Here is a 26,688-nt window from a genome sequence, read left to right as displayed (position 1 = left end):
ACTTGGAGTGGGTTATTTCGGAGCGAGACGCACGGCGCCGTCGAGGCGGATGGTCTCGCCGTTGATGTAGCGGCTGGTGAGGATGAAAGCGACGGTGTCGGCGAACTCCCCGGGCTTGCCCAGGCGCGAGGGGAAGGGAATCGACGCGGACAACGATTCCTGCACCTGAGGCGGCATGCCGTCGACCATCGGCGTCCAGAAGATGCCGGGGGCGATCGTGTTGACGCGAATGCCGAAGCGCGACAGTTCGCGTGCCATCGGCAGGGTCATGCCGACCACGCCTCCCTTGGAGGCCGAATAGGCGGCCTGGCCGATCTGTCCTTCGTACGCGGCGACGGAGGCCGTGTTGACGATCACGCCGCGTTCGCCGTCTTCGCCCGCGGCATTGGACTGCATGAACTGGGCGGCTGCCTTGGCGACGTTGAAACTGCCCACGAGGTTGACCATCACGGTGCCCGTGAACGTGGACAAGGGCATCGGCCCTTCCTTGCCAAGCACACGCCCCGCACCGAGGATGCCTGCGCAGTTCACCACGACGTTCAGGCCGCCCATCGCTTCACGCGCGGCGGCGACGTTCGTGGCGACGCCTTCCTCGGAGGTGACGTCGGTGCGCTGGAAGGTGGCGTTCGCACCGAGCGCGGCGATCGCGGCCTGGCCCTTTTCCTCGTTGACATCGAAAAGCGCGACCTTCGCGCCGGCGGCGATGAGGCGTTGGGCGACGGCGTGACCCAGACCGGATACGCCGCCGGTGATGACGGCCCTGACCTGTTCGAGTTGCATGAAAGCTCCGCTGGTGCGACTGGCAAAGAGGCACATCTTAGCCGAGGGCACGAAGGTTGGCGTTGTGCGGCGGCACATGCGGCCGCACCTGCCTGGAAGGGCCTCAAGACCGGGCCAGGAGTGCCTTCAGCTCGTCCGATGCGGCCAGGCTGGCGAAGGGGACGACCGCCGGCGGCGGCGTGGCGGGTTCGGAAAGGAACAGGTTCCACACGCCCACGTCCCACCATCGGCCGAGCTTGTAGCCCGCCTTTGGCCAGACGCCGGCAGGCGCGAAACCCATCGACTCGTGCATCGCCACGCTGGTGTCGCCGGGAAGGGTGATCACACCCACGGCCTGGTTGATGCCCTGCAGGTGCATCGCGCCTAGCAACGCACCGTAGAGGCGGCGGGCGATGCCACGGCGGCGGGCCTTTTCGTGCACGTAGATGGAGGTCTCGGCGATCCAGTCGTACGCGGCGCGTTCGCGGAAGCGACCGGCGTAGGCATAGGCGAGCACCTCGCCGTTTTCTTCCCAGACCAGCCAGGGATGGTGGGCGAGCTTGCCGCGAATCCGCCCACGCATGGCTTCCTCACCGGGCAGCTCGGTCTCGAAGGTGATCGCACTGCTTTCGACGACCGGCGCATAGATGGCATGGCACGCGGCGGCGTCCGCATCGGCGGCGATACGGATCACAGCGGCTTCTCCATGAAAACACTGGAGGGTTGGGCGCCGTGCTCTCCGAATGGCCGGCAACGGCGATACCCCGAACGTTCGTACAGTTCGATGGATTCGGTCTGGGCCGTGCCGGTCTCCAGCTTCACCATGGTTCCGCCGTTGGCGCGCACCTGTTGTTCGAGTGCCTCGAGCATCTGCTTGCCCAGGCCCATGCCGCGGCAGGCCGGCAGCACGTACATGTATTTCAACTCGACGTAGTCGCCGTGGTCGACGCCCGCGCCACAGGCCAGCGGAATGCCGTCGACGCGAGCGGTCATGAAAGTGGTGTGCGGCTGGCGCAGGCTTTCCACGCTTGCCGCCGGCGGCGGGAGGTGCCGGTCGAGGTCGGAGAGGTAGCCGTGCAGCTGCTCGATCAGCGGAAGCACGTCCTCGCGGCCCGGGTCGTCGATGGCGAAGACCAGCGACGGCGGAGTCGGCGCGACGATGAGGTCGCCGTCGTTGAGGTTGCGCAGGAAAAAGCGGTCGCAGCTGAAATGGCCGGTGCCGCCCATGGGGGCGTCGATGCGAGTGAAACCATGGCGGAGATAGAGCGTCTGCGCGGCATCCATGCCTGTGAGTGTCTCGAGGTAGCAGCGCGAGAACCCGGCGCGGCGCGCGGCGTCCAGGCAACGGCGGATCAGCTGCGACGCGGCGCCCGTTCCGCGCGCTTCGCGCAGGAAATACATCTTGCGCAGTTCGCACGTCTCGGCATCGCCGCCCTCCAGTGGGGCGATGCCACCGCCACCGATCGCGTGCCCTTCTTTCTCGACCACGAAATAGGCGGTTCGCGGCTGCGAATACGCGGCCGACATGCGATCCACTTCGGCATCGTGAATGGCGAAACCGGGCCCGTCGGCGCCGAATTCAGGCATGACGGTACGAATGACGGCGGCGATGTCGGCATCGTCGCGCGGCTCGATGGGGCGGATGAGGTAGTCGGCGGGCATGGATGGATGCTGCCATGAAACACGGTCTGGTGGCAGCCGCTCCGGCGGCGGTGAACCGGCGAAGCGATGGCATGTCGCGGGCGTTCAGGCCGTGCGCGCCCGCGTGACGCGGCTGGCGGTTTCCTTGCCCAACTGTCCGGCCAACCAGGCTCCCGTCTCGACCAGCTTGTCGAGGTCGATCCCCGTCGTCATGCCCATGCCGTGGAGCATGTACGCCACGTCTTCGCTGGCGACGTTTCCCGTGGCTCCCTTCGCATAGGGGCAGCCGCCCGTGCCGGAGACGGCGCTGTCGACCACACGGACGCCCTCGTCGAGGCAGGCGAGGATATTGGCCAACGCCTGGCCGTAGGTGTCATGGAAATGGACGGCCAGGGCGGACATCGGGACCTCGCGGGCGACGGCCCGCAGCATGTCGCGGGCCTTCACCGGCGTACCCACGCCGATCGTGTCGCCGAGGGAGACTTCATGGCAACCCAGTTCATGGAGCCGGCGCGCGACGCGGACCACGTCGGCCACGGGCACCTCGCCCTGGTAAGGGCAACCAAGCACGGTGGAGACATAGCCGCGGACGGCCACGCCGTCCGCTCGCGCGCGTTCGAGCACGGGCACGAAACGGTCGATGGATTCGTCGATCGACGCGTTGATGTTGGCGCGGTTGAAGGCCTCGGACGCCGCGGTGAACACGGCGATTTCGGTGGCGCCCACGTCGCGCGCGCGTTCGTAGCCCTGCAGGTTCGGCACGAGCACGGGATAGGCCACGCCCGGTGTCTTGCGAATGCCGCGAAACACCTCTTCCGCGTCGGCCAGTTGGGGGACCCACTTCGGACTGACGAAACTGGTGGCCTCGATGGTGGCCAGGCCCGTGGCGGAGAGGCGGTCGATCAGTTCGATCTTCACCGCCGCGGGCAACAGGGTTTTCTCGTTCTGCAACCCGTCGCGCGGACCGACTTCGACGAGGCGGACATGGTTCGAAGCGTTCATGCGGATTCCTGCGGGGCCGTTTCCGCGAAGCGGACGAGGATCGCATCGGCGTCCACGAAATCGCCTTGCGCCGCGGATATCGACTCGATGGTGCCGGCACGCGGCGCCTTCAAGGCCAGTTCCATCTTCATCGCTTCCATCACCAGCAACTCCTGGCCTTCCTCGACCGCTTCGCCCGGCGACACGCGGACCAGGACGATACGCCCCGGCATGGGCGCGACGAGCTGGCGGGCACCGGCGGCGGCCTCGCCGAACCATGCGTATGCCGGCGCGCGTTCGAATGTCCACCGGTGTCCCGCTTCGTCGTGCAAGCGCACGCGCTGTCCTTCGATGGACAAGGGAACGCGCCGCGCACGGTCGTCGAACCGCGCGGACAGGATGCCGTCCGCCATGCGGGCGCCTGCCACGATGCACGAGCTATCGCCGTGGTGGAGGACATAGTCGCCGTCGTGGCCATGCGCGTCGATCTCGTGGCGGACATCGCCTTCCATCAAGGCGACCACGCGCTTCCCGGGGTGACCCAGGCGCCACGCATCGGCGCTGGCCCACGGTGAGTGAGGATCGCCGGCGGCCGCGGCCGGCGTCGCTTCGTCGGTGAGCAGCACGGCCGTGGCCGCGGCGAAGCGGCCGAGATCGCCCGCCTGCGCCCTGCCCACGAGGAATTCATCGAGATGGCGATCGAGGTAGCCCGTGTCGATGCGTCCTTCCACCACCGCGGGGTGGCGGGCAAGGCGCTCGAGGAAGGCCACGTTGGATTTCGGCCCGACGATCTCCGTCCGCGCCAGCGCTTCACGCAGGCGCTCGAGTGCCTGCGCGCGGTCGCGGTCGTGGACGATGAGCTTGGCGATCATGGGGTCGTAGAAGATCGTCACCGTGTCGCCCGCGACCACGCCGCCGTCGAGCCGCACGTGCCTCGACGGTTCGGGCAAGCTCAGCGCGAGCAGGCGGCCGGAACCCGGCAGGAAATTCGCTTCCGGATCCTCGGCGTACAGGCGCACCTCGATCGCGTGGCCGCTGGCGCGGACATCCTCCTGGCGCAGCGGCAAGGCCTCGCCGTAGGCCACGCGGAGCTGCCATTCGACGAGGTCGACGCCGAGGGTCTCCTCGGTGACCGGATGCTCCACTTGCAGGCGCGTATTCATTTCCATGAAGAAGAATTCGCCATCCTGGCCGACGATGAATTCGACCGTGCCCGCACCCACGTAATCGACCGCGCGCGCGGCGGCGACGGCCGCCGCTCCCATGCGTGCGCGGCGCTCGCCATCGAGGAAGGGCGAAGGCGTTTCCTCCAGGACTTTCTGGTAGCGGCGCTGCGCGGAACATTCGCGTTCGTTGAGGTGGATGATGTTGCCGTGAGTGTCGCCGAACACCTGGAATTCGATGTGCCGCGGGTGTTCCACGTAACGCTCGAGGATCACGCGCGTGTCGCCGAAGGCGTTCGCCGCTTCGCGTTGCGCTGAGGCGAGGGCTTCGGCGAAGCCGGCCGCGTCGCGCACGATGCGCATGCCCTTGCCACCGCCCCCCGCGGCGGCCTTGATCATCAGCGGGAAGCCTGTCTTCGCGGCTTCGGCGGCCAGGTGCGCCGGGTCCTGGTCCTCCCCGTGATAACCCGGCACCAGCGGCACGGCGTGCTTCTCCATCAGCGCCTTGGCGGCGGCCTTGGAACCCATGGCATCGATGCTTTCCGGACGCGGGCCGATGAAGGCGATGCCGGCCCCGGCACAGGCCCGGGCGAAATCCGTGTTTTCGGAGAGGAAGCCGTAACCGGGATGGATGGCCTGTGCGCCGCTGCGGCGAGCCACCTCCAGGATCGCCTCGCCGCGCAGGTAGGATTCGGCGGGGCGCGGTCCACCGATGGGCCACGCTTCGTCAGCCAGGCGTACATGCTGGGCGTCGGCATCGGCCGTGGAGTACACGGCGACGGTGCGGATGCCGAGGCGGCGGCAGGTCCGGATCACGCGGCAGGCGATCTCGCCACGATTGGCGATCAGAATGCAGTCGAACATGCGGCTCCCATCAGGATCTCGCCAGGGGTGGGAAAAGCGGGAAAGCTAGCAGATCGCGGCGTCGCGGCGGGTTGCGCCGCAGCATCCGGACCTCTTCGATTTGCAGTACGCGGACGGGTCGCCTAGCCTTGGAGGTCCCGGAGGGCATCCACGTCTTCCCTCATCCCCTCCAGAGCGAGAATTTTCATGCAGATCGCCAATCGACACGCCGTTTCCTTTCATTACACGCTGACCGATGACCAGGGCAACGTCATCGACAGTTCGGACGGGCGTGAGCCGCTGGCCTATATCCATGGTGAAGGCCATATCGTGCCGGGGCTGGAAAAGGCGCTGGAAGGCCGTTCGGCCGGCGATCAGTTCAAGGTGGACGTCGCTCCCGAGGAAGGTTACGGCCCGCGTCACGCCGAACTGATCCAGGTGGTGCCGCGCGCCGCGTTCCAGGGGGTCGAAGACCTCCAGCCGGGCATGCAGTTCCAGGGTCGCAACGACCAGGGCAGCATCAACGTGACCGTGAGCAAGATCGAAGGCGACAACGTCACCGTCGACGGCAACCATCCGCTGGCCGGCCAGACGCTGCACTTCGCGGTCGAGATCACCAACGTGCGCGAAGCCACCGACGAAGAACTGTCGCACGGCCACGTGCACGGCGAAGGCGGCCACCACCACTGATCGCCTTGCCTGCCCTGTGGGACGCATCCCACAGGGCAGGAGTCAATACCAATCCAGCAGCGATACACCCAGGCCCAGGTACGTGGCCCGGTGGTTGTAATCGATCAGGCTTTCGCCGTAGCCGTTGAATATCTCGAGGTAGCCGCGCAGGTTGCCCGCCACGGGAAAGCTCCACGTTCCACGCAGCGACCCGTGCGACCGATCCCCTCCGCGGAACGAATGGCGCGCGGTAAGGCCGAATTCCTGGCGGCCCACCTCGTGCACCACCTGGATCTCGCCGCGGCCCATATAGTCCTGGATGTCGGGATTGTCGTCGTCCTTGCGATCTTCCGGAATGCGCCACCATGGGCGCAGCATGATCGTCCAGCCCTCGCGTTCCAGCCCGATATCCGCGACCACGCGGTTCCAGCTGCGCGAGAGGGGGTCGGCACGTCCATTGGATTGGTGGTTGATGCCGATGCCGGCCAGGCGGCCATTCCATCCCAGGATCTGGTAGTTGGTGTTGAACACCAGCATCGCTTCCGGCTCGTAGTTGGTTTCCCGGAAGGGGCGTGAGTTGTCGGTGTTGTATACCTGCCACCGGGAGGACTGGGTGTAGCCCACCCAGACGTCGCCGTTGTCGTCGAACAGGTTCTCCGCGACCTTGGTCTTCAGACTGATCTGAAACTTGGCCTCGACGCTCTGCAATTCCTGCGGTGTCGACACCGTATGGTCCGGCGCGGGACTGTGCGGCGTGGTGTTCTGCTTGGTCGTACCGAAGAACGGCAGTGCATACGTCGGCTTGTAGCCACGCAGGTTGAACGTGCCGAGCTTGGATTCGGGCGACAGTTCCCATCGGCTGTCGAGCAGCGAGAGTGGCTTGGCCACGCCGCCCGAGTTACGCGTCGCGAGATCGACGCTGATGGACTCACCGCTGCGGTCTTCTTTCTTCTGTGCCTGCGGCAGCTGGTCGCGGCCCACGGCCTTGTCGTAGCAGAGCAGTCGCTGCGAGTCGGTTTCGATCCCCGCGCAGGCGCGGATATCGATGGGGCTGGGGTTCTGCGCGAGGGCGAGACCGGTGTGCAGGCACGCGTAGGCGCCGAGAGCGCCGGCGGCGCGGAATGGCTTCATCTTGGTGTGACTCCCTGCGAGCCGGAATAGCGCCGGCGAGGGAGAAGTGTAGCGGTCGGCGACGTGTGAAGAACGTGCAGCGTCGCGCAGACGGAAGCCACCGCCGGGTTTCCGGCCCGGCGGTGGCTTGAGGGTTCCTACTGTCCGCTGGCTCCGGACTTGCTCACCCAGCGTTGGTATTCAGCCTTCGAGATTCTCCCGTCGCGATTGCTGTCCGCGTACTGGAAGTCGTTGGCCAGCAGTGGATAGGCGGACGCCTGCTGCTCGCTGATCGAGCCCTTTCCTCCGGCAAGTGTGGCGAAATCCGGCGCCGGGCCCGACGGCTTCGCCGGTGCGGGGCCGCTGTTCACCGTGACCTGGCCTTGCGGCGTCGGCATGGTCGTGCCTGAGGTGCCCGCTTCGGCGCCCGGGGCCGCGGGAGCCGGTGGCGGTGCGTTGGTCGCGGGCGGCGGCATGCTCGGGTCGGGCGCCTGCGTGGTCGGCGGCATGCTGTCCGCCGGTGGGGCGGGTGGTACCGCGCCGGGTGGCGGGGGCGGTGGGGGCGTGGCTTCGCCCGGCGGCGGAGGCGGGACTCTTCCAGCCGGCGGGGCGTCCTGGGCGAATGCCGCGCCTGCCAGCAGCAGCGATGCGCCGAAAGCGACGGCGCGAACTTGCTTCTTCATCGAAAGCCTCCTTTCGTGAGCGTGGGTGGGACACACCGCCGCGCATCGGCGCACGGTGACATTGCCCACGCTAGCAAGGAACGATTTAATGGCTGCCCAACTGCGATAAGGCCTCCACCGTGTCGTCACGCGTATCCGACGGTGCCTCCACGGCCCCCGTGCTTCGTCTTTCCTCCCGGTCCGCGCAACTGCTGCACCTGGCGGCGCAGGGATTGTTGAAGCGTCGCACGCGCAAGGCGCGCAAGTCCGACATCACGCCGACGATCTCGCGGATGGCCTTGCTGCAGATCGATACGATCAACGTGGTCGCGCGCAGTCCTTACATGACCTTGTTCTCGCGACTTGGCGCATATCGCAACGAATGGCTCGACGAAGCGTTGGCGGAGGGACTCATCGCCGAATGCTGGGCACATGAAGCCTGCTTCGTCCCTTCCAGCGAGTACCGGTACCACCGGGATTACCGGACAGGTCGCGCAGGTCATTGGGCACACAAGATCGCCGAGCGCACGCACGCCGAAGCCCGGGCCGATATGGACGCGCTGCTTGAGCGTATCCGGCGCGAAGGTCCGTTGCGGGCCGCCGATTTCGAGCGCGACGCCCCGGCGGCTAAGGGCTGGTGGGGCTGGAAGCCCGAGAAGCGCTGGCTGGAGGCCTGGTTCGCGCTCGGCAGGTTGATGGTCACGCGACGTGAGCGCTTCCAGCGCGTTTACGATCTGGCCGAACGGGTCACCGCCCGTTGGGCCGAGCCGCCGCCCGCGGGCGTCATGGACGAGGCGGCGGTGCGCCGGCATTTCATCGCCGAGAGCGTGCGCGCGCTGGGTATCGCGAAAGCGCGCTGGCTTGCGGATTATTTCCGTCTCCGGCCGCGCGTCACCGACGACGAACTGGCACCGATGCTGGCGGACGGCTCGGTGATCCAGGTGGCCGTGGAGGGTTGGGACGAGCCGGGGTACGTGCACCGGGAGCATGCCGCGTTGCTGGAGGAGGCCACCCGGGGTGGCCTGAGGGCGACGAAGACCACCTTGCTGTCGCCGTTCGACCCCGTCGTATGGGATCGCGCACGGGCATGGGAGCTATTCGGCTTCGAATACACGATCGAATGCTATACGCCCGCGCCAAAACGGAAATATGGCTACTACGTGCTTCCGATCCTGCATCGTGGGCGGCTCGTGGGGCGCATCGATGCGAAGGCCCACCGCCAGGGTGGTCTGTTCCAGGTTCTGGGCATATGGCTGGAACCCGGCGTGGCGGTCTCGCCGGCGCTGGTGGAAGGACTGGCGTCGGCGATCGGCGAGTGTGCGGCTTGGCACGGGACGCCTCGCGTGGTCGTGGAGCGAGGCCAGCCCCAGGGACTGGCCTCGCTCATCGGCAAGGCGCTGGCCGGCTGATCAGCGTGTGGAGGCGGGAGCCGGCACGTCCGCGCACGACTTGCCGTGCAAGGCTTCCTTCAGCTGGTTGGCCAGCGACGTACAGCGGTTGGAGAGTTGATCGCGCATGTCGGCGTCCTGCGACTGGCGCAGCAGGCTGGTCCGCATGAGTTCGTAGCGGCTCTCGATCTGATCGCGGGCATAGATGCCGGCGGCCAGGTGGCAGCTCTTGTAGCTGGCCAGGTATTCGTCGCAAGACGCGATGCCGGTGCTGTCGGGCAGGGGCGCCTGCTTGCCGCCGGTACGGGCGCCACTCTTGGGCGCGGCCGTGGTCGAGGTCGACGAACTGGTGGACTTGGTGCCGCCGCTCGCCGTCGTGGTCGAGCTTACGGTACGGGTGGTGGTGGGTTCCGGCTTGGTCTTGTTGTCCGAACAGGCGGCCAGCGCGATGGCGCCGATCAGCAGTGGGGCGAGGCGGGTCGTGAAGCGGTTCATAATCGTCGGTCCCCTTGGCGAGCGTGGACGGATGGTAGCCAAAGTCGCACAGGTAGTGCGACGCGGGGCAAGCATGTCCCCAAACAAGGTGAAATCGATGTCAGCGACGGGCTGAGGACCGGGGATTCGCGGCCATCGCTATTTCCTTCAGGGACGAGTATAGTCGGCGGACTGTGTTTGCCGGGGTCATAGAGTTAGTTTGACCCGATGCAGCTGATCGCGTATCCGCAACATCGCTTCGCTCCTCGCGTTTCCTTGCACACCAGTAATGCAGCTACTTAAACCAAGTGGCTGGTTTCATTCGTAAATCGTATTGGAGTGTTTCTATGTCGGATCGTGAGATCGGCACCGTAAAGTGGTTCAACGACGCCAAGGGCTTCGGCTTCATTTCCCGTGAGGCTGGTCCGGACGTGTTCGTCCACTTCCGCGCTATCCAGGGCAATGGCTTCAAGTCCCTTGCCGAAGGCCAGAAGGTCTCCTTCAAGGTCGTGAACGGCCAGAAGGGCCTGCAGGCTGAGGAAGTCCAGGCCGCTTAATCGGCCGGGGCAACCCAAGTTTTGCGAAAAGCCGGGCGGCGACGCCCGGCTTTTTTTATGGGTTTTTTCATTTTCTTCACGTATTTCTTCGTGACCGACGTCAAAAAACCGTCCCTTGTAGGGGTTCCCCTACAGAACTTCCGGAAAATGTGGTTATTATCGGAGCCACTGTGTCTGCGCGGTCACGCGAGTGACCCGATGTAAGCGAGCAGTCTGACGCTCCATCGCTTCACCCGGTCCTGCATTCCCAGTAAGTCGCCGGCTCGCGAGCCGGTTTTCGAGTGTTGGATAGAGGTGTGTGTGATGGCAACTGGTACTGTTAAGTGGTTCAACGACGCCAAGGGCTTTGGCTTCATCACTCAGGATGAGGGTGGTCCGGACGTGTTCGTGCACTTCCGCTCCATCCAGGGCAACGGCTTCAAGTCGCTGCAGGAAGGCCAGAAGGTGGAATACAAGGTGACCCAGGGCCAGAAGGGCCCGCAGGCGGACGAAGTCGTTCCGAAGTGATTCGTTCGGGCCGGCCTTGAGCTGCCCGTCCTTGCATGACTTCCGCCCCTTCGGCGCAGCCGCGCCGAAGGGGCTTTTGCGTGTCTTGCGGAGCGCCCATGACCACCATCCCCATCGACGGCAAGTCTCGCGATCTCGGCGACGGCTTCGTCGTACGGCGCATGCTTCCCCACCTGAAAGCGCGGCATGTCGGTCCGTTCGTGTTTTTCGACCAGATGGGACCCGCGGCCTTTGCCGATGAAACCGGACTCGACGTCCGTCCGCATCCGCATATCGGCCTCGCCACCGTCACCTGGCTGTTCGACGGCGTTATCCGCCATCGCGACAGCCTCGGTAGCGCCGTCGACATTCACCCGGGCGACGTCAACTGGATGACCGCGGGCCGGGGCATCGTCCATTCCGAGCGCACGCCGCCCGAGGCGCGTCACGGCGGCAACCTGCATGGCATCCAGGTCTGGGTCGCCCTGCCGAAGTCGCATGAAGGCATCGATCCCGAATTCCACCATCACGCCGCGAGCGCCTTGCCGAAAGTGGAGCGCGACGGGGCAAGGCTGGTCGTCATCGCAGGCGATGCCTTCGGCGAGACGTCTCCGGTGCGCGTGTTCGCACCCATGTTCTTTGTCGAGGCACGGATGGAGAAAGGAGCCCGGCTCACCATGCCAGGACAGCACACGGAGTGGGGCGCCTACGTGGTCGAAGGCGCCGCGCGATTCGGCGATGTCGATCTCGCCGCGCTGGACATGGCCGTCGCACATGAGGGCGAGCCGCCCGTGCTGGAGGCGAGGGAGCCGTCCCTGATCGTGCTTTTCGGTGGCGCGCCCCTCGATGGCGAGCGCCACCTGTGGTGGAATTTCGTGGCCAGCTCGAAGGAGCTGATCGAGGCGGCCAAGACCGATTGGTCCGAGGGCCGTTTTCCGGTCGTGCCCGGTGACGAACACGAACGGATTCCCTTGCCTACCTATTGAACGGGGTCGCCGCCTGGATCGGGCACTTCGTGTTCGAGAAGAACCGTCCGGCGACGTTTCGCCATCCGTTGTACAGCCTCATGGGCGACTGGGTGATGTTCGTCGACATCTTGCGCGGGCGAGTATCGTTGCGCTGAGCGCGGATGGTTCGAGCCGGTGCTCCCTCATCGTCAGGCGACCTCGGCCGCGGCGAGAAGCCGTTGGCCCTCGCGTTGCGCACGTCGTGCCGCGCTCCACGACGGCAGAGCCATGTCGTCGCGCGCCACGCGGCACACCTCGACCAGCCTTTCCACGTCCGGGTCACTCATGCCGGCGTTCAGCGTCAGTCTCAGCAGCGAGCGATTGACGGTGGTCGCGGGCGCGCTGAATACCGAGCCGAATACGCCATGACGCTCCATGACGTCGCGTACGCGGCCCGTAAGGATCTCTTGTCCCGCCTCGAACGCCACGATCTGCTCCGTTCCATCTCCGATGGGATACCCGAGCGCCGTCAGTTCGCCACGTACGTGCCGGGTGATGTCGCGCAGCCGGCGCCGGCGCCAGCTCTCGGCCTGGATGACGCGGTGCGCGGCGGAGAGACCCGCCAGTTCATGCGGCAACAGGGACGAACTGAAAATCGCCGGCAGCGCCTCGCAGCCGAAGTAGTCCTTGAACCGCGTGGTGCATGCGATGAAGCCCGCGCGCGCGCAGTACGCCTTGGCGAGGCTCGCGGTGATGAAGTGCACGCGATCGTTCAGGCCGAGGCTCGCTACCAGTCCTTCGCCACGCGGCCCGTGCGTTCCCAGCGAGTGGGATTCGTCCACGACCAGCACGCAGCCGCTGCGCTGGGCCACGCCGGCGATCTCCGCGAGCGGTGCGATGCTGCCATTGGTGCTGTAGACCGCGTCGACGACGATCACGCCGGGCCCGTTGCGCAGGACCTGCCGTTCGAGGTGTGGCACGTCGTTATGCAGCACCGGCACCGCCTTGGCTCCGGCGCTGCGGATGCCTTCCCACAGGGAGGCATGGGCCAGCATGTCGACATAGACCGGTACCCGTTCCGAGGCGATCGACTGGATGAGGCCCACGTTCGCCGCGAAACCCGATTGCGCGAGGATGCCGTCCTCGCTGCCGACGGCGCGCGCGAGTTCGGCTTCCACGCGATGCAACGGCTGGTCGGCGTCTTGCTGGAACAGCGCCGACATCATCATGCCCAGGCCGCCTTCGGCCAGCGTGGCCCGCTGGGCTTCCACGATCGCGGCGTGGCCGGCGATCGCGAGGTAGTCGTTGCTCTGGAGCATGAGGTCGCCGTCTTTCGGCCGCCGTCCCCTCAAAATGTGACGGCCGCCCCAATCGATGGCGACGCGTTCGTTGTGAAATCGATCGACCCTCCCGGCGACGAAACCGGGAAGCGCGGGTGCCTTGGCAGGGCGATGCAGGACGGAAACATTTTCCATGGTTCATCTCTCTCTCTGGGGTGGGCGGGCGAATTCATGACGCCGCCCCAAGGGGAGGCGCACGCGCCGGCCTCGCCCGGGCAGGCGCGAATTCAGGGAGAGAGGCGTCCTGCCAGGGGCACCGCCGCGGAGCCCCACGCCTCGTGTCGTTACGAGAAAGACGTCGTAAGGACCGGGTGGTCCGAACGTGATGATGGTTTTTCAGCCCGAATGACTACCGTGCGCGCCGGAAGATCCGCCACGGGGAGGTGAGCCCGGCTGAGGATGAGTTACGCCCGGCTAGATGAAGCGTGGCCTGCTGTCCGCGGCAAGGCTCAGGTCCTGCTCACGTAGCCATGTGCGATACGACTTCACATGCTGCAGGCGGAATCGCTCCACATCGTCGATGAGAGCGTAGTAGTACCACTGTTCGCCGGATATGGCCGTCGCGGGGTAGAGGTGCGACTCGGGGTGGCTGACACCCTTGTGATAGAAGCCGTCCCGCGAGTTGAACCAGGGCAGGGCCTCGCCGCTGCGCAAAGCCTCAAGGACCGTGGCCGGCGCCCCCAGATCTGCCGCAATTTCATAGTGCGTGCGAAGGTCTTCGTCCGTCTGCACGAGAAGGAAGCGGCCGATGCCCCAGGCGTCGACCAGGAGCAGGCCGGTGGGGTTGCAGTGCACGTAGCATTCCACCGGCTGGAAGGTCGCCGTGACGCTCTGCAGGACTTCCCGGAAAGCCGGGTCGCGCAGGAAACGGAAGTTGCCCAGGGCCAGGGTTTCGGCGACGAAGGCGCTGGCGCGTTCGAAATAACGATGCTGCAGTTCGGTGATGGCGGTCTGCAGCTTCTCGATGGCGAGCGGATCGTTCTTCCGGATGAAGCGGTCGATCACCCCGGAATTGAAGGCGTCGATGGCCGTCGCATCGTCGGCGCGGCCGGTCAGGAGGATCTTGCCGATATGCGGATTCGGCAAGCGCTTGCAGAAGGTGATGCCGTCCATCTCGGGCATCGCCTGGTCCACCACCACCACGGAGATCTCGGCGAACCGCTCCGGGTCGTAGACCACCCGGTGGATCGAGTCGATATCCAGGGCGACCAGTTCCTGCGTTTCCGAGGGACGGTCCTTCCAGCGATACAGCCAGCCGCCGCCGGGTACGGGCCGGCTGCCGTTGTTGCCCAGGGTGGCCAGGGCGCTGCGCGGGGAACTGAACGTGCGTACCCGCACCATCGGATCGAGCAGCAACGGGACGACGTCGAGGTATTCCTCGTGGTCGTCCACGAGCACCGTCGTGGTCGGGAAATGGAAGGGCTGGATATCGCCCTGAGAGTTCAGCGTCATCACTGCCGGTCCCCGGTCTCCGGATGCGGGAAGGTAAGGGTGAACTCGGTGAATTCGCCCAGGTTGGTACGGCATGCGATGCCACCGCCCATATGCTCCATCGCCGCGCGACAAAAAGCGAGACCTATGCCGAGTCCGGTGATCGTCCCGCTCCCGGCGCTGTCGCTGGAATAGGAATAAAAGCGGTTGAAGATCCGCGGAAGCACGTCTGGCGGGATGCCCGGGCCGGTGTCGAGGACACGGATCCGGTTGGATTGCTCGTCCGGCTCGATGTACACCCCGATCTCCCCCTTGCCCGCACGGTCGATGTGGAAAAGGGCGTTGCGCAGCAAATTGAAGAGCACATGGACCACGAGCGCTTCCTCCCCGAGCAGGCGAAAATCGCCCGTGGGTGACAGAGTGATCCTTTCGCGCTCCGCGCGCGAGCCATAAGGGAAGCGGCGCAGGGCCTGCTCCACGCACTCGCGGGCGCCCAGCGGGGTGAGCGGAACCTCGCCGATGGGCCTGGCGGAGAGCAGCAGCATGTCGATGATGGTGTTCGCGTAGGTGACCTCGCGCTCCATGACGCCGATGCTGCGCTCCAGTGCGTGCAGGTTCTGTGCCCGCACTTCGGGCACGGGCAGGCCCTGGCTTTCGGCCAGCCGGTGGCTGCGGAGCAGGTCGGGCATGAAACGGGCGACGGCGCGGGCGGCGATGCGCAGGGAGCCCAGAGGGGTGCGCAATTCGTGGGCGATGTTGTTGGATGCGGCCGTCAGGGCGTCGATCCGGGACTGCTCGGCCATGTTGGACGAGACGGTGCAGGTGGCGCCACCGACCATCCCGAACAGCAGCAACGGGATGTACTCGAGCATGGTCCGGGTCTGCAGGTGCGCGTCCGGCGAGAGCGCGAACACCACGGCGGCGATCACGCTGCCCACGGTGAACACCACCAGGAAACTGGCGATGTCGAACAGCATCATCAGGAGCATCACGCAGGCGAGGTGGGTCATGAGCCACGCGGGCGTGGCGTTGCGCAGCGTCATGTAGCCGACGAAGAACGGCATCGCCACCGTCATCGCGAAGTACCAGTACGTGGGCAGGTGCGTGCGCAGGCGGCGCGGCCACCACGGCAGCAGGGCCAGCGGGATGAACGTGGCGCTGCACAGCAGCCGCATGGGCAGGTTTTCGTACGGCTGCGGGAACAGGTAGGCCCATACCGGGTAGTACACCGCGAGGGAAAAACTTCCCACCACGCCGATGGCCACCATCTTCGGCTGCGAGTATCGCGTGCGCAGGAACATGGTCGTTTCGAACCGCGCGAACGCGCGCAGCAGCAGCCACAGTTGCATGTGGAAGAACTGGCGCGGGCGGGTGGATTTGTCCGGAGGCGTGGACATGGGCGGCATGGCGTCCGTCAGTGGCTCGAGGGGCAGGCGAAGGCCGCGTTCATCGGTATTGCCGGTGGCAGGCCTGGCAGGCCTCGCCGATGGGGGCGAGCGCGGCGGCCAGCGCCGCGCAGCTGCCAGGGGTCCCGGCGATGGCGCCGTCGAGCGTGGTGACCAGCTGGTGCTCTCCGTCGTAGAAGGGCGCGTCCATGCCCGGGAATGCTTCCCCGATGTCGCCGGCGGCGTCCCGCATGCGCGACAGGTGAGCGAGCGAGCCCTTGGCTTCGCATTGGTTCGCCCGCACGTTGCCTCGCAACACACCCATGTGGTGCTGCATGACCGCCATCACGCTGAGGTGGAACGGTGTCCCCTGGCGCAACGCGGACAAGGCGAAGGTCGCTCCCATCGCGCCGACCACGAGTCCGAGGATGACGAGTAGCAACGGGCGCATCGGTGGTCCATGGCAGCACGAGGCCGCCAGCATAGCCGACGGTCCCATTCTTTCGATATGAGACAATGAGCACGGATTCCCTGATCGAGACCCACGTGAGCACGGCCCAGGCCGAACGTTTCGCCGGCATCGAGCGGCTGTACGGCCGCGGCAGCCTGGACCGCCTCGCCCACGCGCACGTATGCGTGATCGGCGTGGGTGGCGTGGGCTCGTGGGCGGCCGAGGCGCTGGCCCGTAGTGGCATCGGCCGGTTGACCCTGATCGACGGCGACGACGTCTGCCTGTCCAACACGAATCGCCAGTTGCACGCTCTGGATGGCCAGTATGGCAAGCCCAAGGTGGGTGTCGTCGCCGAACGGGCGCATGCGATCAGCCCGACCATCCGGCTGGAGGCCATGGAGCGCTTCCTCACCCCATCGACCCTCGACGAATTGCTGGACCGCAACTACGACGTCGTGATCGACGCCTGCGATGCGCTCAAGGTCAAGCTCGAGACCATCGTCTGGTGCCGCCGGCGCAAGGTCCCGCTGATCACGGTCGGCGCGGCCGGCGGCCGTACCGACCCTACGCAGATCCGCGTCCGCGACCTGTCGCGGACGGAGCACGACGCCATGCTCAGCATGATCCGGAAGAAGCTTCGCCAGGAACACGGCTTCCCGCGCAACCCAGACCGCTTCTTCGGCGTGTCCGCGGTCTATTCGCTGCAGAACGTGCGCTATCCGCAGGCCGATGGCAGTGTCTGCGGCGTGCGTCCTCCCGGCGGGGATGCGCTGAAGCTCGACTGCGGCGGCGGCCTCGGCGCGGCCACCCACGTCACCGGGGCGTTCGCTTTCGCGGCGGTGGGAAAGGCGCTCGAAAAGCTCACGAGCCCCGCCAGGGGCTGAACCTTCAGCGTTCCGCGGCGACGATTCGCAAGGCTTCCTCGAACCGGGCCGCGTCTTCCTCGGCACCGAGGGCGAGGCGGATGCCGAGGGCTCGCCCATGCGTATCGACGAAGTGCTTCGACGCGGCGACGTGAACGCCGCGCGCGAGCAGGTGCGCCTCCATGGCGGGTGCGTCGGCTGACGGAAGCCAGGCGTGCAGGCTCGCGTCCGCGGTGACCAGGTCTTCACCGACGATCCGCCGCGCCATCTCGCCGCGCTCGCGCATGGCGCCGGTCAGCTCGTCGAGCAGCGCTTCCGCCGTGCCGTCGTCCATCCAGCGGGCGACGATGGAGGGCGGCAGCGTCGGCAGGCCGTCCTGTTCGAGTTGGATCCTGGCGGTCGTCGCGGCTTGCGACGCCGTATCGGGATGAAGCAGCCAGCCGACGCGCAGGCCGGGACCGAGAATCTTTCCCATGCCGCCACAGTGCAGGGTGCGATGGGGCGCGATGCGGGCGAGGGGTGGCAGGCCATCGCGTACCGGCCGATGCAACGACGCGTAGACGTCGCCTTCGATGATGGTGAGGCCGAACCGTTCCGCGACCGCCGCGATCTCTTCGCGCCGTGCCAGGGGCATGGTGGCGGTGGTCGGGTTCTGCAGCGTCGGTTGAACGTAGAGGGCGGCGGCTTGGGAGCGGGCGGCCGCCAGCGCGAGCGCGTCGGGCCGCATGCCATGCCGGTCCATCGCCACGTCGACGCAACGCGTGCCCATGTGATGCGCCATGCGGCGAACGCCATGGTAGGTGTGCTCCTCGACCAGGACGGACGGGTTTCGATCCGTTGTCGCCGCCGCCAGCGCGATGCCGAGCGCGTGCCGCGCCCCGATCGTCAAGGCGATGCGCGCCGGGTCCACGGGCCCGTGTCCGCCCAGGCGTTCGAGCCAGCCCGCGATCGACGCCCTGATCCACGGTGCGCCGGCGGGATCGGGATAGGCGAGCGTGTCGGCATCCACCGGTGTGCTGGCGAGGGCGGCGCGGAGGCGGGGCAGCACCGAGCCGCGAAGGGGAAGGTTCACCGCCAGGTTGTAGCTGGGTTCCATGGATGCATTGTAGGGTTCGCGTCCATGTGGTGCGTCTATCTCATCGAATGCCGCAACGGCGCCTGGTACGCGGGGATCACCAACGATCTCGATGCGCGGTATGCCGCCCATGTGGCGGGCAAGGGAGCGCGTTACACACGGGCGAATCCGCCGGTGCGCCTGCTGGGCTTCCGTCGTTTTCCCGATCGGTCGGCGGCGTCCAGGGCCGAGCATGAGGTGAAGCGCCTGCCGAAGGCGAGGAAGCTGGCCTGGCTGGAAGCCTGCGACGGCGTGTAGCCCGCGAGGTTGGACTGGCTTAGGATGGGCATGACGAGAAAGGGAATTCCCCAGACGAAGGAGGCCATGCCATGGAAGCTCGCCTGCACACGAAGATCACCCCCGATTGGCACCGATGGATCGGCGAGTCGCTGGCCGCCGGCCACGCGCCCGCCGACCTGCTCGGCATCATGAAACAAAATCGTTTCGACGAATGGGCCGCCCGCGACGCGATCGCCGAGGCCTTGTTCGGCGCCGCGGCGCCGCGGCAGCCGGCGCAGGCGCCGGAGCCCGCCACTTTCACCAGCCGCCTGGAGGACGGTCACGTCCTCTACGTCGGCGACCGTCCGATACGCGTGCTCGTACGCGTTTCCCGGCCGACGATCGCCGTGCTCGACGGCGTGCTTGATCCGGTGGAATGCGAGCAGTTGCGCGCTTTGGCCGCCACGCGGCTGGCCCGTTCGGAAGTCGTCGGGCCGGGGACGGGCATCGGCGTCGTGCAGGACATCCGGACGAGCGAGGGCGCCAACTTCGGACGCTCCGAGAACGAACTGATCGCGCGCATCGATGCACGTGCCGCGGCGATCATGCGCATGGCCGAGGACCACGGTGAGGGTCTCCAGGTCATGCATTACGGCGTCGGCGCCCAGTACGTGCCCCACTTCGATTTCTTTCCTCCCGACGATCCCGGCAGCCGGTCGCACCTGAAAAACGGCGGCCAGCGCGTCTCGACCCTCATCATGTACCTCAATGACGTAGAAGCCGGCGGCGAGACCGTCTTTCCCCGCATCGACTTCAGCTACGTGCCGCGCATGGGGCAGGCCGTGTACTTCGAATACACGGCACCGGACGGGTCGCTCGATCCCCTGTCGTTGCACGGTGGAGCGCCGGTGGTCCGCGGGGAGAAGTGGATCCTCACCAAGTGGATGAGGGAGCGTGCCTTTCCCGGCTGAACCGTGACCTCTGGCCTATATCCGGCCCGCGGCGCAGCCCGCAATCTCAACGGCTTCAAGGGGAGGATGGGTCGATGCGCCGACAGGCAGCTGGAGTCGTTCGTTTCGTCGCGCTCGGCGCGTTGACGTGGGCCTGGGGCGCATGGGCACAGAACCCGGGTCCGCCGCTGGCACAGCCTGCCGCGGCGGTGCCCGCCGCCACATCCACCACCGCCCTACCGGGCACGGTGGCTGCCGAACCGGCCGAGATTCCCTTCGCCCCGGCGCATGCCGGCGCCGTGCGCACGCCCAGCGCGCCGGCCGCGTGGGGCGGGCCGCGTACCGGCTCGGAACCGACGCTATCCGACCGCGTGGTCTCCTATCGCATCCAGGCCCGGCTCGATCCGCTCAAGCACACGGTGGATGGCCAGCAGCAGCTGACATGGCGCAATCGTAGCGACCGCCCCGTGGGTGCCGTGTTCCTGCACCTCTACCTCAACGCTTTCGAGGGCGAAGGAAGCACGTTCTTCACCGAGCGCCGCGTGCTCGCGGCCCACGGCGGATCGCGCGGCGTGGCCGAAGTGAAGAAGGGCGAGTGGGGCTACATCGACCTGGGCGACGTGGAACAGGACGGCGCGGCGCTGAAGTGGCGTTATGTGCATCCGGACGGTGGCCCCGATACCGATCACACCGTGGTCAGGGTCGATCTCGCCCGTCCGGTGCCCGCGGGCGGAAGCGTCACGCTGGACATGAATTTCCATAGCCAGTTGCCGCGCGTGATCGAGCGGACAGGCTACGTCGGCAAGTTCCATCTCGTGGCCCAGTGGTTTCCCAAGATCGGCGTGCTGGAGTTGCCTGGCGAGCGGGGCGCCACCGAGCCGCGCTGGAACGTGCACGAATTCCACTTCAACAGCGAGTTCTACGCGGACTTCGGCGAGTACGACGTTCGCATGACCGTGCCGAAAGGCTACGTGGTCGCGGCCGTCGGTGAGCAGCAGGGCGAACCGACGCCCGAGGGCAACGAATGGACGTGGCATTTCGCCCAGGCCGACGTGCACGACTTCGCGTGGATGGCCGCACCCGGCTACAAGACGCTCGATGGCGAATACACCGGGCCGGGCAGTCCACGGGTGAAGATCAAGGTGATCTATCCCCCGGAATACGAGGCGAGCGCGAAACCGGTACTGAAGGCCACCATCGACTCCCTCGGCTATTTCTCCTCGACGCTGGGCCCGTATCCGTACAAGACGGTGACCGCCGTGGTGCCGCCGTTCAACGCGTCCGAAGCGGGTGGCATGGAGTACCCCACGTTCTTCACCGCGGACAGCTTCACCGAGGTGAAGCCGAAGACGCTGGACGAATACATCCTCGACTTCGTGACCATCCACGAGTTCGGCCATGGCTATTTCTACGGCTTGCTCGCTTCGAACGAATTCGAGGAGCCGATGCTCGACGAAGGCCTCAACGAATACTGGGATGACCGCATGCTGCGCGAACGCAAGCAGCGGGTCTACCTGACCAAGCCGCTGTGGCGGTTCTTCGGCGTGGAAGCGCCGATGGACGTGTTCGCACTCGAACGGATGGTCGCCCTGCTGCCGCGTCCGTCCGATCCGCTCGGGCAGAACGCGTGGGACCGCTTGTCCAGTGCCGACTACGGCACCGTGTATTCGCGCACCGCCACCGCGATGCACGACCTGGAGGAACGTCTGGGCAAGGACGTGACGGAGAAGGCGTATCGCCGGTACTACGCGACCTGGCATTTCCGTCACCCGTCGATCGCCGATCTCCAGTCGACCCTGGCCGAGGTCTCGGGCAGACCCGAGGTCGTGGCGCAGGTGTTCGACCAGTACGTCTACGGCACGGCACGCATCGACGACCGCGTGAAGGAAATCGTCAGCGAGGAAGTGCTGCCGCTCGCGGGCACCGTCGTCAAGGACGGGCGCCGCATCGAGCTTTCCTCGGACCAGAACGACGAGGCGGTGACGAAACAGCGAGAGGCATGGAAGGACGCGCATCCCGATGCCCCCGACGGTACCGGTCCCTTCCCGTGGAAGACGACGGTGACGGTGTGGCGGGACGGCGCGTCCGTTCCGCAGACACTCAAGGTGTCGTTCGCCGATGGCTCGGTCGAGACCGTGCGCTGGGACGATGACAGGCGCTGGGCCCGTTTCGTCTTCACCAAGCCCGTAAAGGGCACGTCGGCCGAACTCGATCCGGACAGGAAGATCTATCTGGACGCGAACAAATTGAACGACAGCCGCACAGTGGACGCCAACCACGCCGCATCGCATCGATGGGGCGCCGATGTCGCCGCCCTGTTGCAAGGCCTCTACGCCCTCCTGGTGACGCTATGAACGATCGTCAGAAACGCTCCGCCTTCGCAGCCATCGGCCAGGGCGCCCTGGGCGGTCTCCAGTGGCGCTTGATGCTCTTGTGGGTACTCATCACCTTGTTGCCGACGCTGGTGGTTGCCTTGCCGCTATGGGCGTTGCTCGACCGCCTCCTGGGCTATTCGGTGCATGCGGAATCGTGGGCCGCGCATTTCGACGGGCTGATGTTTTCGGATGTCTTCTCCGCTCTTCGCGACGCCAACGGATGGTTGGGCATGGCCTTCGTGGCGGGCGTCCTGATCACGCTGGCGATATCGCCATTTCTCACCGGCATGGTGGTGGCTGGCGGCCGTGCGAACCGGGCCCTCGGCTTCGGCGGCCTCCTGCAAGGCGGGGCGATGGAATACGGGCGCATGCTTCGTCTGCTGATCCTGTCGCTGGTCCCGTACGGACTTTTCGCGCTGGTGGCGCAGGGTGCGTCCACGTTCGCGGAAGGCAAGGTCGACGCCGCCATGCTGCCCTCGACGGCCGACCTGTACGAACATGGCACACTGGCCGTGGGCCTGCTCTTTTTCGTCATCGCGCAGGCCATCGTGGAGTCCGCGCGCGCGCAGTTCATCGCCGACATCGGCTTGCGCTCGGCCTTTCGCGCGATCGGCAGGGGGTTCATGCAGTTCGTGCGCCGCCCGTTCGCGACCGTGTTCGTTTACCTGGCGATCACGGTCGTGGGTGGCGTCCTCGCGGTGCTGATCGCATCCTGGCGTGGACATACGACGGGCGTGGGCAGTGGATTGCCCGCCGGCTTCCTGATCGTCCAGCTAGGGGTGGTCGTCGTGGCGTGGATGCGCACGGCGCGGCTGTTGGCGCTGGCCGGCCTGGTGGCGGTGAGTCCGCATCGCCGCCGCCGCACGGATTTCGCCCCCGCGCTGTAGGAGACGCGTCAGCCGGCGCGGCGGACTTCGCGGTGCGGTGGGTAATACGCGAACAGGTGCGTCGCGCCGCCGAGGAAATCGATATTGTCGATGTGTTCGCCACCGAGGCGCTCGGCGACGTGGTCGGACGCTTCGTTGCCGATGCGCACCAGGCTGATCACACGTTGCGCGTGCATCTGCTTCCAGGCGAAGTCGAGGATGGCTTCGCCGGCTTCGGTCGCGTAGCCGTGGTGGCGATGCTCGGGCTTGAGCATCCAGCCCAGTTCGAGGTCGGGCCAGCCTTCCGGCTTCATCAATCCGGCACGGCCGATGAATTCGCCGGTGTCCTTCAGTTCGATCGCCCACATGCCGCAGCCGCGCAGCGCCCAGTGGCCCAGCAGCATGGCCATGGAGCGCCAGGCGTTCATGCGGTCCAGGGGCTGGCCGTCACCGATCCAGCGCGTGCTTTCGGCGTCCGCGAGCATGGCCGCGTAATCGTCGAAATGGCGTTCGGTAAGGGCGGTGAGCCGCAGGCGCGGCGTTTCCAGAACGGGAATGTCTGCTATTGCCATCGAAGTGACCAAGTGTCAGCCGAGCAGTCGGGCCAGAGCGTGAGTGCTCAGCGCGAGGCTTTCCTGCCAGGACAAGCCGGTTATTTTCTCACCAGTGGCCGCGTCTTGGAAGCTTTCATCCTGCCCGGGGGCGAGGAGGTGGCGGTAATCCACTGTGATTTCAGTGCCTTGCACTAGATCCTTCGAGGCGAAGATGAAGCCCAGGTGCCATAGGCCAGTGGGCTCGAAGCTATGGTTCACGTAGCACTCGTCCGGCCATTCGGGCGAAACGGTGTAGCGATCCTCGAACCAGCGAGCCGCAGCGTGCAGGTCGGCGGACAGCGTGGGGGAGGCCATGATCTCGGCCCAGGCATGCGTGCGATCGATCTGGTCCGGAGCGGTGACGACACGCCCGGCGGCCACGAATTCGTCGACGAACAAACCCTTGCCGGCGCCTGGGATGGCGGAATCGGCGATACGGTAACGCGGCAGGATCATTGGATCATCAAGCCCCTGTTCCTGGCGGGGGCGCAAGTGCGCCGCCGGCATGGGGCGCGAGTGTAGCGCGTTCGGCCGGCGGCGGTAGTGGCGAAGGGAAGGGGCTCAGTCTTCTTCGGCGCCCGGCCGGGTCCTGGACGGCTTGGCCGCCTTGGCTTTTTTGGCCGCCTTGCCGCCGTCTACCTGGATGGCGTCACGGTTGCGCTCGACCAGCGACGCGCCGATGCCTTTCACCTCGGCAAGCTGATCGGCCGACTCGAAAGCCCCGTTCGCCTCTCGCCAGGCGACGATCGCCTGGGCCTTGGCCAAGCCGACACCGTCCAGCGACTGCGCGAGGGTCGGCGCGTCGGCGGTATTGATGTTCACGGGCGAGGACGCGATAGCGAGCGGGGCGAGCAGCAGCAAGGCGAGCGCGGCGAGGGTGGCGAGATGACTGTTCACGTGGATTCTCCATGTTGGGCAGCGTCGGACGACGCAGGGGCACTCTGCGTCGTGCCAGGGTCGGCGCGAACTGGCGCGACGATGAAATCCGGGTGAGGGGATGCCATCGCGCATGCCGTGCTCGTGCCGACGTCGCCGAAGGCGCCGCTGTCGTCGCTGTTACAATCGGCCTTTGCCCAACGAGTCCGGCCCGCCATGGATACCTCCCGCATCTCCTCCTTCGTCAGCGGCCTCTGGGACGCGGAAATCGTCCCGCAACTGGTCGAGTACATCCGTATCCCGAACAAGTCGCCGATGTTCGACGCGCAGTGGCGGGAGCACGGCTACATGGATCAAGCCGTCGCGCTGATGGAGTCGTGGGCGCGTTCGAAGCTGCCCGCACTGGAAGGCGCATCGCTGGAAGTCATCCGTCTGGAAGGCCGTACGCCGCTGATCTACATCGATGTGCCCGCACAGGGCGTGCAGGACAAGGGCACGGATGAAACCGTCGTGCTCTACGGCCACCTCGACAAGCAGCCGGAGATGACGGGCTGGTCCGAGGGCCTCGGTCCGTGGACGCCCGTGCTGAAGGGCGACAAGCTCTACGGCCGCGGCGGCGCGGACGACGGTTACGCCATCTTCGGGTCGCTGGCCGCACTGCTCGCATTGCGCGACCAGGGCGTGCCACACGCGCGTTGCGTGATCCTCATCGAGGCCTGCGAGGAATCGGGCAGTTACGACCTGCCGTACTACGTGGACCACCTCGCCGGCCGCATCGGCAACCCCGCGCTCGTGGTCTGCCTCGACTCGGGTTGTGGCAACTACGACCAGCTCTGGCTGACCACGTCCTTGCGCGGCATGACCGGCGGCAACCTGACGGTGCAGGTGCTGGAAGAGGGTGTCCATTCCGGCGACGCCTCGGGCGTGGTGCCTTCGAGCTTCCGCATCCTTCGCGAGATCCTCAACCGCCTGGAGAACCCGCGGACGGGCGAGATCGTGCCGCCGGAACTCTACGTCGACATCCCGCCCCAGCGTATCGAGCAGGCACGGCGGTCGGCCGAGGTGCTCGGTACCGCCGTCTACGACAAGTTCCCCTTCGTCGAAGGCATGAAGCCGGTGACCGACGATCTCGCCGAACTCGTGCTCAACCGCACATGGCGCCCCCAGCTCGCCGTCACCGGCGTCGGCGGCATGCCCGCGCTCGACAGCGCGGGTAACGTATTGCGCCCGAAGACGTCGGTGAAGCTCAGTCTGCGTGTGCCGCCGACCCTTTCCGGGGCGGAAGCGGGCAAGTTCCTCAAGCAGTTGCTCGAGAAGGATCCACCGTATGGCGCGAAAGTCACCTTCGACCTGGAGAAGGACGGCAGCGGCTGGAACGCGCCGGCGCTGTCGCCGTGGCTCGAAGAAGCCGTCGCGAAGGCCTCGCAACACTACTTCGGTGCCCCGGCGGCCTACATGGGCGAGGGTGGCAGCATTCCTTTCATGGGCATGCTGGGCGAAAAATTCCCGCAGGCGCAGTTCCTCATCACGGGCGTGCTCGGCCCGCATTCGAATGCCCATGGCCCGAACGAGTTCCTGCACATTCCGACGGGTAAGCGGGTGAGCATGGTCGTGGCCGACGTCGTGGCGCGGCACTTCCAGGAAGCGGCGAAGGCATGAGCGCCGGCGCCGGCGCCGGCGCGCTGGCCGCGAACCTCGCGGCGGTGCGCGGCTCGATCGCGACGGCGTGTCGCGACGCGGGCCGCGATCCGTCCGGGGTCGTCCTGCTGCCGGTCAGCAAGACATTCGGTGAGGACGTCGTCCGCGAGGCGGTGGGGCTCGGCCTTCGCCGTTTCGGCGAGAACAAGGTGCAGGAGATCCAGGCCAAGGCCACCGCGCTGGCCGGCGAGCGGCTCGACTGGGTCGTGATCGGCCACTTGCAGACGAACAAGGCGAAGGCGGTGGCGAAGTTCGCCGCCGAGGTGCAATCGCTGGACCGGCTGGACCTCGCCATCGCCCTGGACAAGGCCCTGCAGGCGCAGGGGCGTGCGATCGACGTACTCGTCCAGGTGAAGACATCCCGCGAAGAAAGCAAGTTCGGACTTGCCCCCGAAAGCCTTCCCGCATTCCTCGACGAACTGAAGGCCTTCTCGTCACTGCGGCTGCGGGGGCTGATGACGCTTGCCGAGGCCTCCGATGACGAAGCCGTGGTGCGCGGCTGCTTCCGCACCCTGTATCGCCTTCGTGACAGCGCGCGCGAGGCCGGTCATCCGGCGGACCGGCTGTCGATGGGCATGAGCGGCGACTTCGCCCTGGCCATCGCGGAAGGGAGCACGGAGGTACGTATCGGCAGCGCGATCTTCGGGGCAAGGTCCTACAAGCCGTAGCGAGACCCGATGCACGAATTCGGTAACCGCCCCGCCGCGACGGCGCTGGCGGGCCCTCACATAGGTGAAAGTAAGTCCTTATCTCCGTTCAGGAATTCGCCCTGCAGGCCGCAGTTTCCTGCGACTTCTCTGAATGTTTCCTAGGAATGACCGTTTTTAACCTTATGCGAACAACTTGT

28 protein-coding genes and 2 pseudogenes are annotated in these 26,688 nt (G+C 66.4%); 13 read left to right on the top strand and 17 right to left on the bottom strand.

Going from position 1 to position 26,688, the window contains the following annotated elements:
* Positions 1 to 12: 12 nt before the first annotated feature.
* The 6 genes and pseudogenes from QFZ41_RS03505 to QFZ41_RS03480 all read right to left on the bottom strand — a co-directional run bounded on the left by QFZ41_RS03505 (position 13) and on the right by QFZ41_RS03480 (position 5,408).
* Positions 13 to 780: an SDR family NAD(P)-dependent oxidoreductase gene (locus tag QFZ41_RS03505; RefSeq protein WP_429197471.1), complete on the bottom strand. Its 768-nt coding sequence runs from the start codon at positions 778 to 780 to the stop codon at positions 13 to 15.
* 103 nt (positions 781 to 883) lie between these two features.
* Positions 884 to 1,453, bottom strand: coding sequence for an N-acetyltransferase family protein (locus QFZ41_RS03500; RefSeq protein ID WP_429197470.1), 570 nt, complete (start codon positions 1,451 to 1,453; stop codon positions 884 to 886).
* Positions 1,450 to 1,785, bottom strand: a complete 336-nt coding sequence (locus QFZ41_RS03495) for a GNAT family N-acetyltransferase (RefSeq protein ID WP_429200176.1) — start codon at positions 1,783 to 1,785, stop codon at positions 1,450 to 1,452. The genes QFZ41_RS03500 and QFZ41_RS03495 overlap by 4 nt, the downstream gene beginning before the upstream one ends.
* Before the next feature lie 150 nt (positions 1,786 to 1,935).
* A pseudogene (locus tag QFZ41_RS03490) lies at positions 1,936 to 2,421 on the bottom strand (GNAT family N-acetyltransferase); the annotation flags it as partial.
* Between the two features lie 84 nt (positions 2,422 to 2,505).
* A complete protein-coding gene (locus QFZ41_RS03485) occupies positions 2,506 to 3,402 on the bottom strand; it encodes a hydroxymethylglutaryl-CoA lyase (RefSeq protein ID WP_429197469.1) in 897 nt (298 codons plus the stop codon).
* Entirely contained in the window at positions 3,399 to 5,408 is a 2,010-nt protein-coding gene (locus QFZ41_RS03480) for a biotin carboxylase N-terminal domain-containing protein (RefSeq protein WP_429197468.1), read from the bottom strand. Before QFZ41_RS03480 ends, QFZ41_RS03485 begins: the two co-directional genes overlap by 4 nt.
* Before the next feature lie 186 nt (positions 5,409 to 5,594).
* Between QFZ41_RS03480 and QFZ41_RS03475 the strand changes: the two genes are divergently transcribed.
* Positions 5,595 to 6,077, top strand: a complete 483-nt coding sequence (locus tag QFZ41_RS03475) for an FKBP-type peptidyl-prolyl cis-trans isomerase (protein ID WP_429197467.1) — start codon at positions 5,595 to 5,597, stop codon at positions 6,075 to 6,077.
* Between the two features lie 42 nt (positions 6,078 to 6,119).
* On the opposite strand, the gene QFZ41_RS03470 is transcribed toward QFZ41_RS03475, so the two are convergent.
* On the bottom strand, positions 6,120 to 7,187 hold the full coding sequence (locus QFZ41_RS03470) for a phospholipase A (protein ID WP_429197466.1): 1,068 nt from the start codon (positions 7,185 to 7,187) through the stop codon (positions 6,120 to 6,122).
* 137 nt (positions 7,188 to 7,324) lie between these two features.
* Entirely contained in the window at positions 7,325 to 7,849 is a 525-nt protein-coding gene (locus QFZ41_RS03465) for a hypothetical protein (protein ID WP_429197465.1), read from the bottom strand.
* Positions 7,850 to 7,968: 119 nt separating this feature from the next.
* Between QFZ41_RS03465 and QFZ41_RS03460 the strand changes: the two genes are divergently transcribed.
* Complete coding sequence (locus tag QFZ41_RS03460; protein ID WP_429197464.1) at positions 7,969 to 9,237, top strand: winged helix-turn-helix domain-containing protein; 1,269 nt, start codon at positions 7,969 to 7,971, stop codon at positions 9,235 to 9,237.
* Here QFZ41_RS03460 and QFZ41_RS03455 read toward each other — a convergent pair whose 3' ends face one another.
* A complete protein-coding gene (locus QFZ41_RS03455; protein ID WP_429197463.1) occupies positions 9,238 to 9,711 on the bottom strand; it encodes a hypothetical protein in 474 nt (157 codons plus the stop codon).
* 326 nt (positions 9,712 to 10,037) lie between these two features.
* Between QFZ41_RS03455 and QFZ41_RS03450 the strand changes: the two genes are divergently transcribed.
* The 4 genes and pseudogenes from QFZ41_RS03450 to QFZ41_RS03435 all read left to right on the top strand — a co-directional run.
* A complete protein-coding gene (locus QFZ41_RS03450) occupies positions 10,038 to 10,247 on the top strand; it encodes a cold-shock protein (RefSeq protein ID WP_371024729.1) in 210 nt (69 codons plus the stop codon).
* 303 nt (positions 10,248 to 10,550) lie between these two features.
* The gene (cspE, locus tag QFZ41_RS03445) at positions 10,551 to 10,754 is read left to right on the top strand and encodes a transcription antiterminator/RNA stability regulator CspE (RefSeq protein ID WP_429197462.1); all 204 of its coding nucleotides are present in this window, start codon (positions 10,551 to 10,553) and stop codon (positions 10,752 to 10,754) included.
* A 98-nt stretch (positions 10,755 to 10,852) separates the two neighbouring features.
* Positions 10,853 to 11,719 carry a pirin family protein gene (locus tag QFZ41_RS03440; RefSeq protein WP_429197461.1) on the top strand — a complete coding sequence of 289 codons (867 nt, stop codon included), beginning with the start codon at positions 10,853 to 10,855 and terminating at the stop codon, positions 11,717 to 11,719.
* A gap of 11 nt (positions 11,720 to 11,730) precedes the next feature.
* Positions 11,731 to 11,856 (top strand): annotated as a pseudogene (locus tag QFZ41_RS03435) (Mpo1-like protein); the annotation flags it as partial.
* A gap of 33 nt (positions 11,857 to 11,889) precedes the next feature.
* On the opposite strand, the gene cqsA reads toward QFZ41_RS03435, so the two are convergent.
* From cqsA to QFZ41_RS03415, 4 genes are all read right to left on the bottom strand, one after another.
* Complete coding sequence (gene cqsA, locus QFZ41_RS03430) at positions 11,890 to 13,155, bottom strand: alpha-hydroxyketone-type quorum-sensing autoinducer synthase (RefSeq protein ID WP_429197460.1); 1,266 nt, start codon at positions 13,153 to 13,155, stop codon at positions 11,890 to 11,892.
* Positions 13,156 to 13,434: 279 nt separating this feature from the next.
* Positions 13,435 to 14,472, bottom strand: coding sequence for a response regulator (locus QFZ41_RS03425; protein WP_306847883.1), 1,038 nt, complete (start codon positions 14,470 to 14,472; stop codon positions 13,435 to 13,437).
* Positions 14,472 to 15,848, bottom strand: coding sequence for a sensor histidine kinase (locus tag QFZ41_RS03420; RefSeq protein WP_429197459.1), 1,377 nt, complete (start codon positions 15,846 to 15,848; stop codon positions 14,472 to 14,474). The genes QFZ41_RS03425 and QFZ41_RS03420 overlap by 1 nt, the downstream gene beginning before the upstream one ends.
* Positions 15,849 to 15,897: 49 nt before the next feature.
* Positions 15,898 to 16,287, bottom strand: coding sequence for a cytochrome c (locus tag QFZ41_RS03415; RefSeq protein ID WP_429197458.1), 390 nt, complete (start codon positions 16,285 to 16,287; stop codon positions 15,898 to 15,900).
* A 65-nt stretch (positions 16,288 to 16,352) separates the two neighbouring features.
* On the opposite strand from QFZ41_RS03415, the gene QFZ41_RS03410 reads away from it, so the two are divergent.
* Positions 16,353 to 17,171 carry a tRNA threonylcarbamoyladenosine dehydratase gene (locus QFZ41_RS03410; protein WP_429197457.1) on the top strand — a complete coding sequence of 273 codons (819 nt, stop codon included), beginning with the start codon at positions 16,353 to 16,355 and terminating at the stop codon, positions 17,169 to 17,171.
* Between the two features lie 4 nt (positions 17,172 to 17,175).
* On the opposite strand, the gene QFZ41_RS03405 is transcribed toward QFZ41_RS03410, so the two are convergent.
* Positions 17,176 to 18,246, bottom strand: a complete 1,071-nt coding sequence (locus QFZ41_RS03405; protein WP_429197456.1) for a PLP-dependent aminotransferase family protein — start codon at positions 18,244 to 18,246, stop codon at positions 17,176 to 17,178.
* 24 nt (positions 18,247 to 18,270) lie between these two features.
* Here QFZ41_RS03405 and QFZ41_RS03400 point away from each other — a divergent pair, with 24 nt between their 5' ends.
* The 4 genes from QFZ41_RS03400 (at position 18,271) to QFZ41_RS03385 (ending at position 22,695) form a co-directional block, all read left to right on the top strand.
* Positions 18,271 to 18,522: a GIY-YIG nuclease family protein gene (locus tag QFZ41_RS03400; protein WP_429197455.1), complete on the top strand. Its 252-nt coding sequence runs from the start codon at positions 18,271 to 18,273 to the stop codon at positions 18,520 to 18,522.
* Between the two features lie 71 nt (positions 18,523 to 18,593).
* The gene (locus QFZ41_RS03395; RefSeq protein WP_429197454.1) at positions 18,594 to 19,454 is read left to right on the top strand and encodes a 2OG-Fe(II) oxygenase; all 861 of its coding nucleotides are present in this window, start codon (positions 18,594 to 18,596) and stop codon (positions 19,452 to 19,454) included.
* Between the two features lie 74 nt (positions 19,455 to 19,528).
* Positions 19,529 to 21,787: a M1 family metallopeptidase gene (locus QFZ41_RS03390; RefSeq protein ID WP_429197453.1), complete on the top strand. Its 2,259-nt coding sequence runs from the start codon at positions 19,529 to 19,531 to the stop codon at positions 21,785 to 21,787.
* Entirely contained in the window at positions 21,784 to 22,695 is a 912-nt protein-coding gene (locus QFZ41_RS03385) for a hypothetical protein (RefSeq protein ID WP_429197452.1), read from the top strand. Before QFZ41_RS03390 ends, QFZ41_RS03385 begins: the two co-directional genes overlap by 4 nt.
* Before the next feature lie 8 nt (positions 22,696 to 22,703).
* On the opposite strand, the gene QFZ41_RS03380 is transcribed toward QFZ41_RS03385, so the two are convergent.
* The 3 genes from QFZ41_RS03380 to QFZ41_RS03370 all read right to left on the bottom strand — a co-directional run bounded on the left by QFZ41_RS03380 (position 22,704) and on the right by QFZ41_RS03370 (position 24,164).
* Positions 22,704 to 23,240, bottom strand: a complete 537-nt coding sequence (locus QFZ41_RS03380) for a GNAT family N-acetyltransferase (protein WP_306847975.1) — start codon at positions 23,238 to 23,240, stop codon at positions 22,704 to 22,706.
* Between the two features lie 21 nt (positions 23,241 to 23,261).
* Positions 23,262 to 23,723, bottom strand: coding sequence for an SET domain-containing protein-lysine N-methyltransferase (locus tag QFZ41_RS03375; RefSeq protein WP_429200175.1), 462 nt, complete (start codon positions 23,721 to 23,723; stop codon positions 23,262 to 23,264).
* Between the two features lie 105 nt (positions 23,724 to 23,828).
* Positions 23,829 to 24,164, bottom strand: coding sequence for a ComEA family DNA-binding protein (locus tag QFZ41_RS03370; protein WP_429197451.1), 336 nt, complete (start codon positions 24,162 to 24,164; stop codon positions 23,829 to 23,831).
* Positions 24,165 to 24,359: 195 nt separating this feature from the next.
* Between QFZ41_RS03370 and QFZ41_RS03365 the strand changes: the two genes are divergently transcribed.
* The gene (locus tag QFZ41_RS03365; protein WP_429197450.1) at positions 24,360 to 25,802 is read left to right on the top strand and encodes a M20 family metallopeptidase; all 1,443 of its coding nucleotides are present in this window, start codon (positions 24,360 to 24,362) and stop codon (positions 25,800 to 25,802) included.
* Positions 25,799 to 26,509: a YggS family pyridoxal phosphate-dependent enzyme gene (locus QFZ41_RS03360; protein ID WP_429197449.1), complete on the top strand. Its 711-nt coding sequence runs from the start codon at positions 25,799 to 25,801 to the stop codon at positions 26,507 to 26,509. Before QFZ41_RS03365 ends, QFZ41_RS03360 begins: the two co-directional genes overlap by 4 nt.
* The last annotated feature ends 179 nt before the right edge of the window (positions 26,510 to 26,688 follow it).

The organism is Luteibacter sp. W1I16, from assembly GCF_050434905.1.
Lineage (GTDB): Bacteria > Pseudomonadota > Gammaproteobacteria > Xanthomonadales > Rhodanobacteraceae > Luteibacter.
The sequence above is the reverse complement of the archived record's forward strand: the minus strand, read 5'-3'. Positions and strand labels throughout refer to the sequence as shown.

Bases quoted from the DNA above. Each gene is read 5' to 3' on its own strand.
- QFZ41_RS03505 (WP_429197471.1), bottom strand. From the start codon at position 780: ATGCAACTCGAACAGGTCAGGGCCGTCATCACCGGCGGCGTATCCGGT.
- QFZ41_RS03485 (WP_429197469.1), bottom strand. From the start codon at position 3,402: ATGAACGCTTCGAACCATGTCCGCCTCGTCGAAGTCGGTCCGCGCGAC.
- QFZ41_RS03480 (WP_429197468.1), bottom strand. From the start codon at position 5,408: ATGTTCGACTGCATTCTGATCGCCAATCGTGGCGAGATCGCCTGCCGC.
- QFZ41_RS03475 (WP_429197467.1), top strand. From the start codon at position 5,595: ATGCAGATCGCCAATCGACACGCCGTTTCCTTTCATTACACGCTGACC.
- QFZ41_RS03470 (WP_429197466.1), bottom strand. From the start codon at position 7,187: ATGAAGCCATTCCGCGCCGCCGGCGCTCTCGGCGCCTACGCGTGCCTG.
- QFZ41_RS03465 (WP_429197465.1), bottom strand. From the start codon at position 7,849: ATGAAGAAGCAAGTTCGCGCCGTCGCTTTCGGCGCATCGCTGCTGCTG.
- QFZ41_RS03455 (WP_429197463.1), bottom strand. From the start codon at position 9,711: ATGAACCGCTTCACGACCCGCCTCGCCCCACTGCTGATCGGCGCCATC.
- QFZ41_RS03450 (WP_371024729.1), top strand. From the start codon at position 10,038: ATGTCGGATCGTGAGATCGGCACCGTAAAGTGGTTCAACGACGCCAAG.
- cspE (WP_429197462.1), top strand. From the start codon at position 10,551: ATGGCAACTGGTACTGTTAAGTGGTTCAACGACGCCAAGGGCTTTGGC.
- QFZ41_RS03440 (WP_429197461.1), top strand. From the start codon at position 10,853: ATGACCACCATCCCCATCGACGGCAAGTCTCGCGATCTCGGCGACGGC.
- cqsA (WP_429197460.1), bottom strand. From the start codon at position 13,155: ATGGAAAATGTTTCCGTCCTGCATCGCCCTGCCAAGGCACCCGCGCTT.
- QFZ41_RS03425 (WP_306847883.1), bottom strand. From the start codon at position 14,472: ATGACGCTGAACTCTCAGGGCGATATCCAGCCCTTCCATTTCCCGACC.
- QFZ41_RS03420 (WP_429197459.1), bottom strand. From the start codon at position 15,848: ATGTCCACGCCTCCGGACAAATCCACCCGCCCGCGCCAGTTCTTCCAC.
- QFZ41_RS03415 (WP_429197458.1), bottom strand. From the start codon at position 16,287: ATGCGCCCGTTGCTACTCGTCATCCTCGGACTCGTGGTCGGCGCGATG.
- QFZ41_RS03410 (WP_429197457.1), top strand. From the start codon at position 16,353: ATGAGCACGGATTCCCTGATCGAGACCCACGTGAGCACGGCCCAGGCC.
- QFZ41_RS03405 (WP_429197456.1), bottom strand. From the start codon at position 18,246: ATGGAACCCAGCTACAACCTGGCGGTGAACCTTCCCCTTCGCGGCTCG.
- QFZ41_RS03400 (WP_429197455.1), top strand. From the start codon at position 18,271: ATGTGGTGCGTCTATCTCATCGAATGCCGCAACGGCGCCTGGTACGCG.
- QFZ41_RS03395 (WP_429197454.1), top strand. From the start codon at position 18,594: ATGGAAGCTCGCCTGCACACGAAGATCACCCCCGATTGGCACCGATGG.
- QFZ41_RS03390 (WP_429197453.1), top strand. From the start codon at position 19,529: ATGCGCCGACAGGCAGCTGGAGTCGTTCGTTTCGTCGCGCTCGGCGCG.
- QFZ41_RS03385 (WP_429197452.1), top strand. From the start codon at position 21,784: ATGAACGATCGTCAGAAACGCTCCGCCTTCGCAGCCATCGGCCAGGGC.
- QFZ41_RS03375 (WP_429200175.1), bottom strand. From the start codon at position 23,723: ATGATCCTGCCGCGTTACCGTATCGCCGATTCCGCCATCCCAGGCGCC.
- QFZ41_RS03365 (WP_429197450.1), top strand. From the start codon at position 24,360: ATGGATACCTCCCGCATCTCCTCCTTCGTCAGCGGCCTCTGGGACGCG.
- QFZ41_RS03360 (WP_429197449.1), top strand. From the start codon at position 25,799: ATGAGCGCCGGCGCCGGCGCCGGCGCGCTGGCCGCGAACCTCGCGGCG.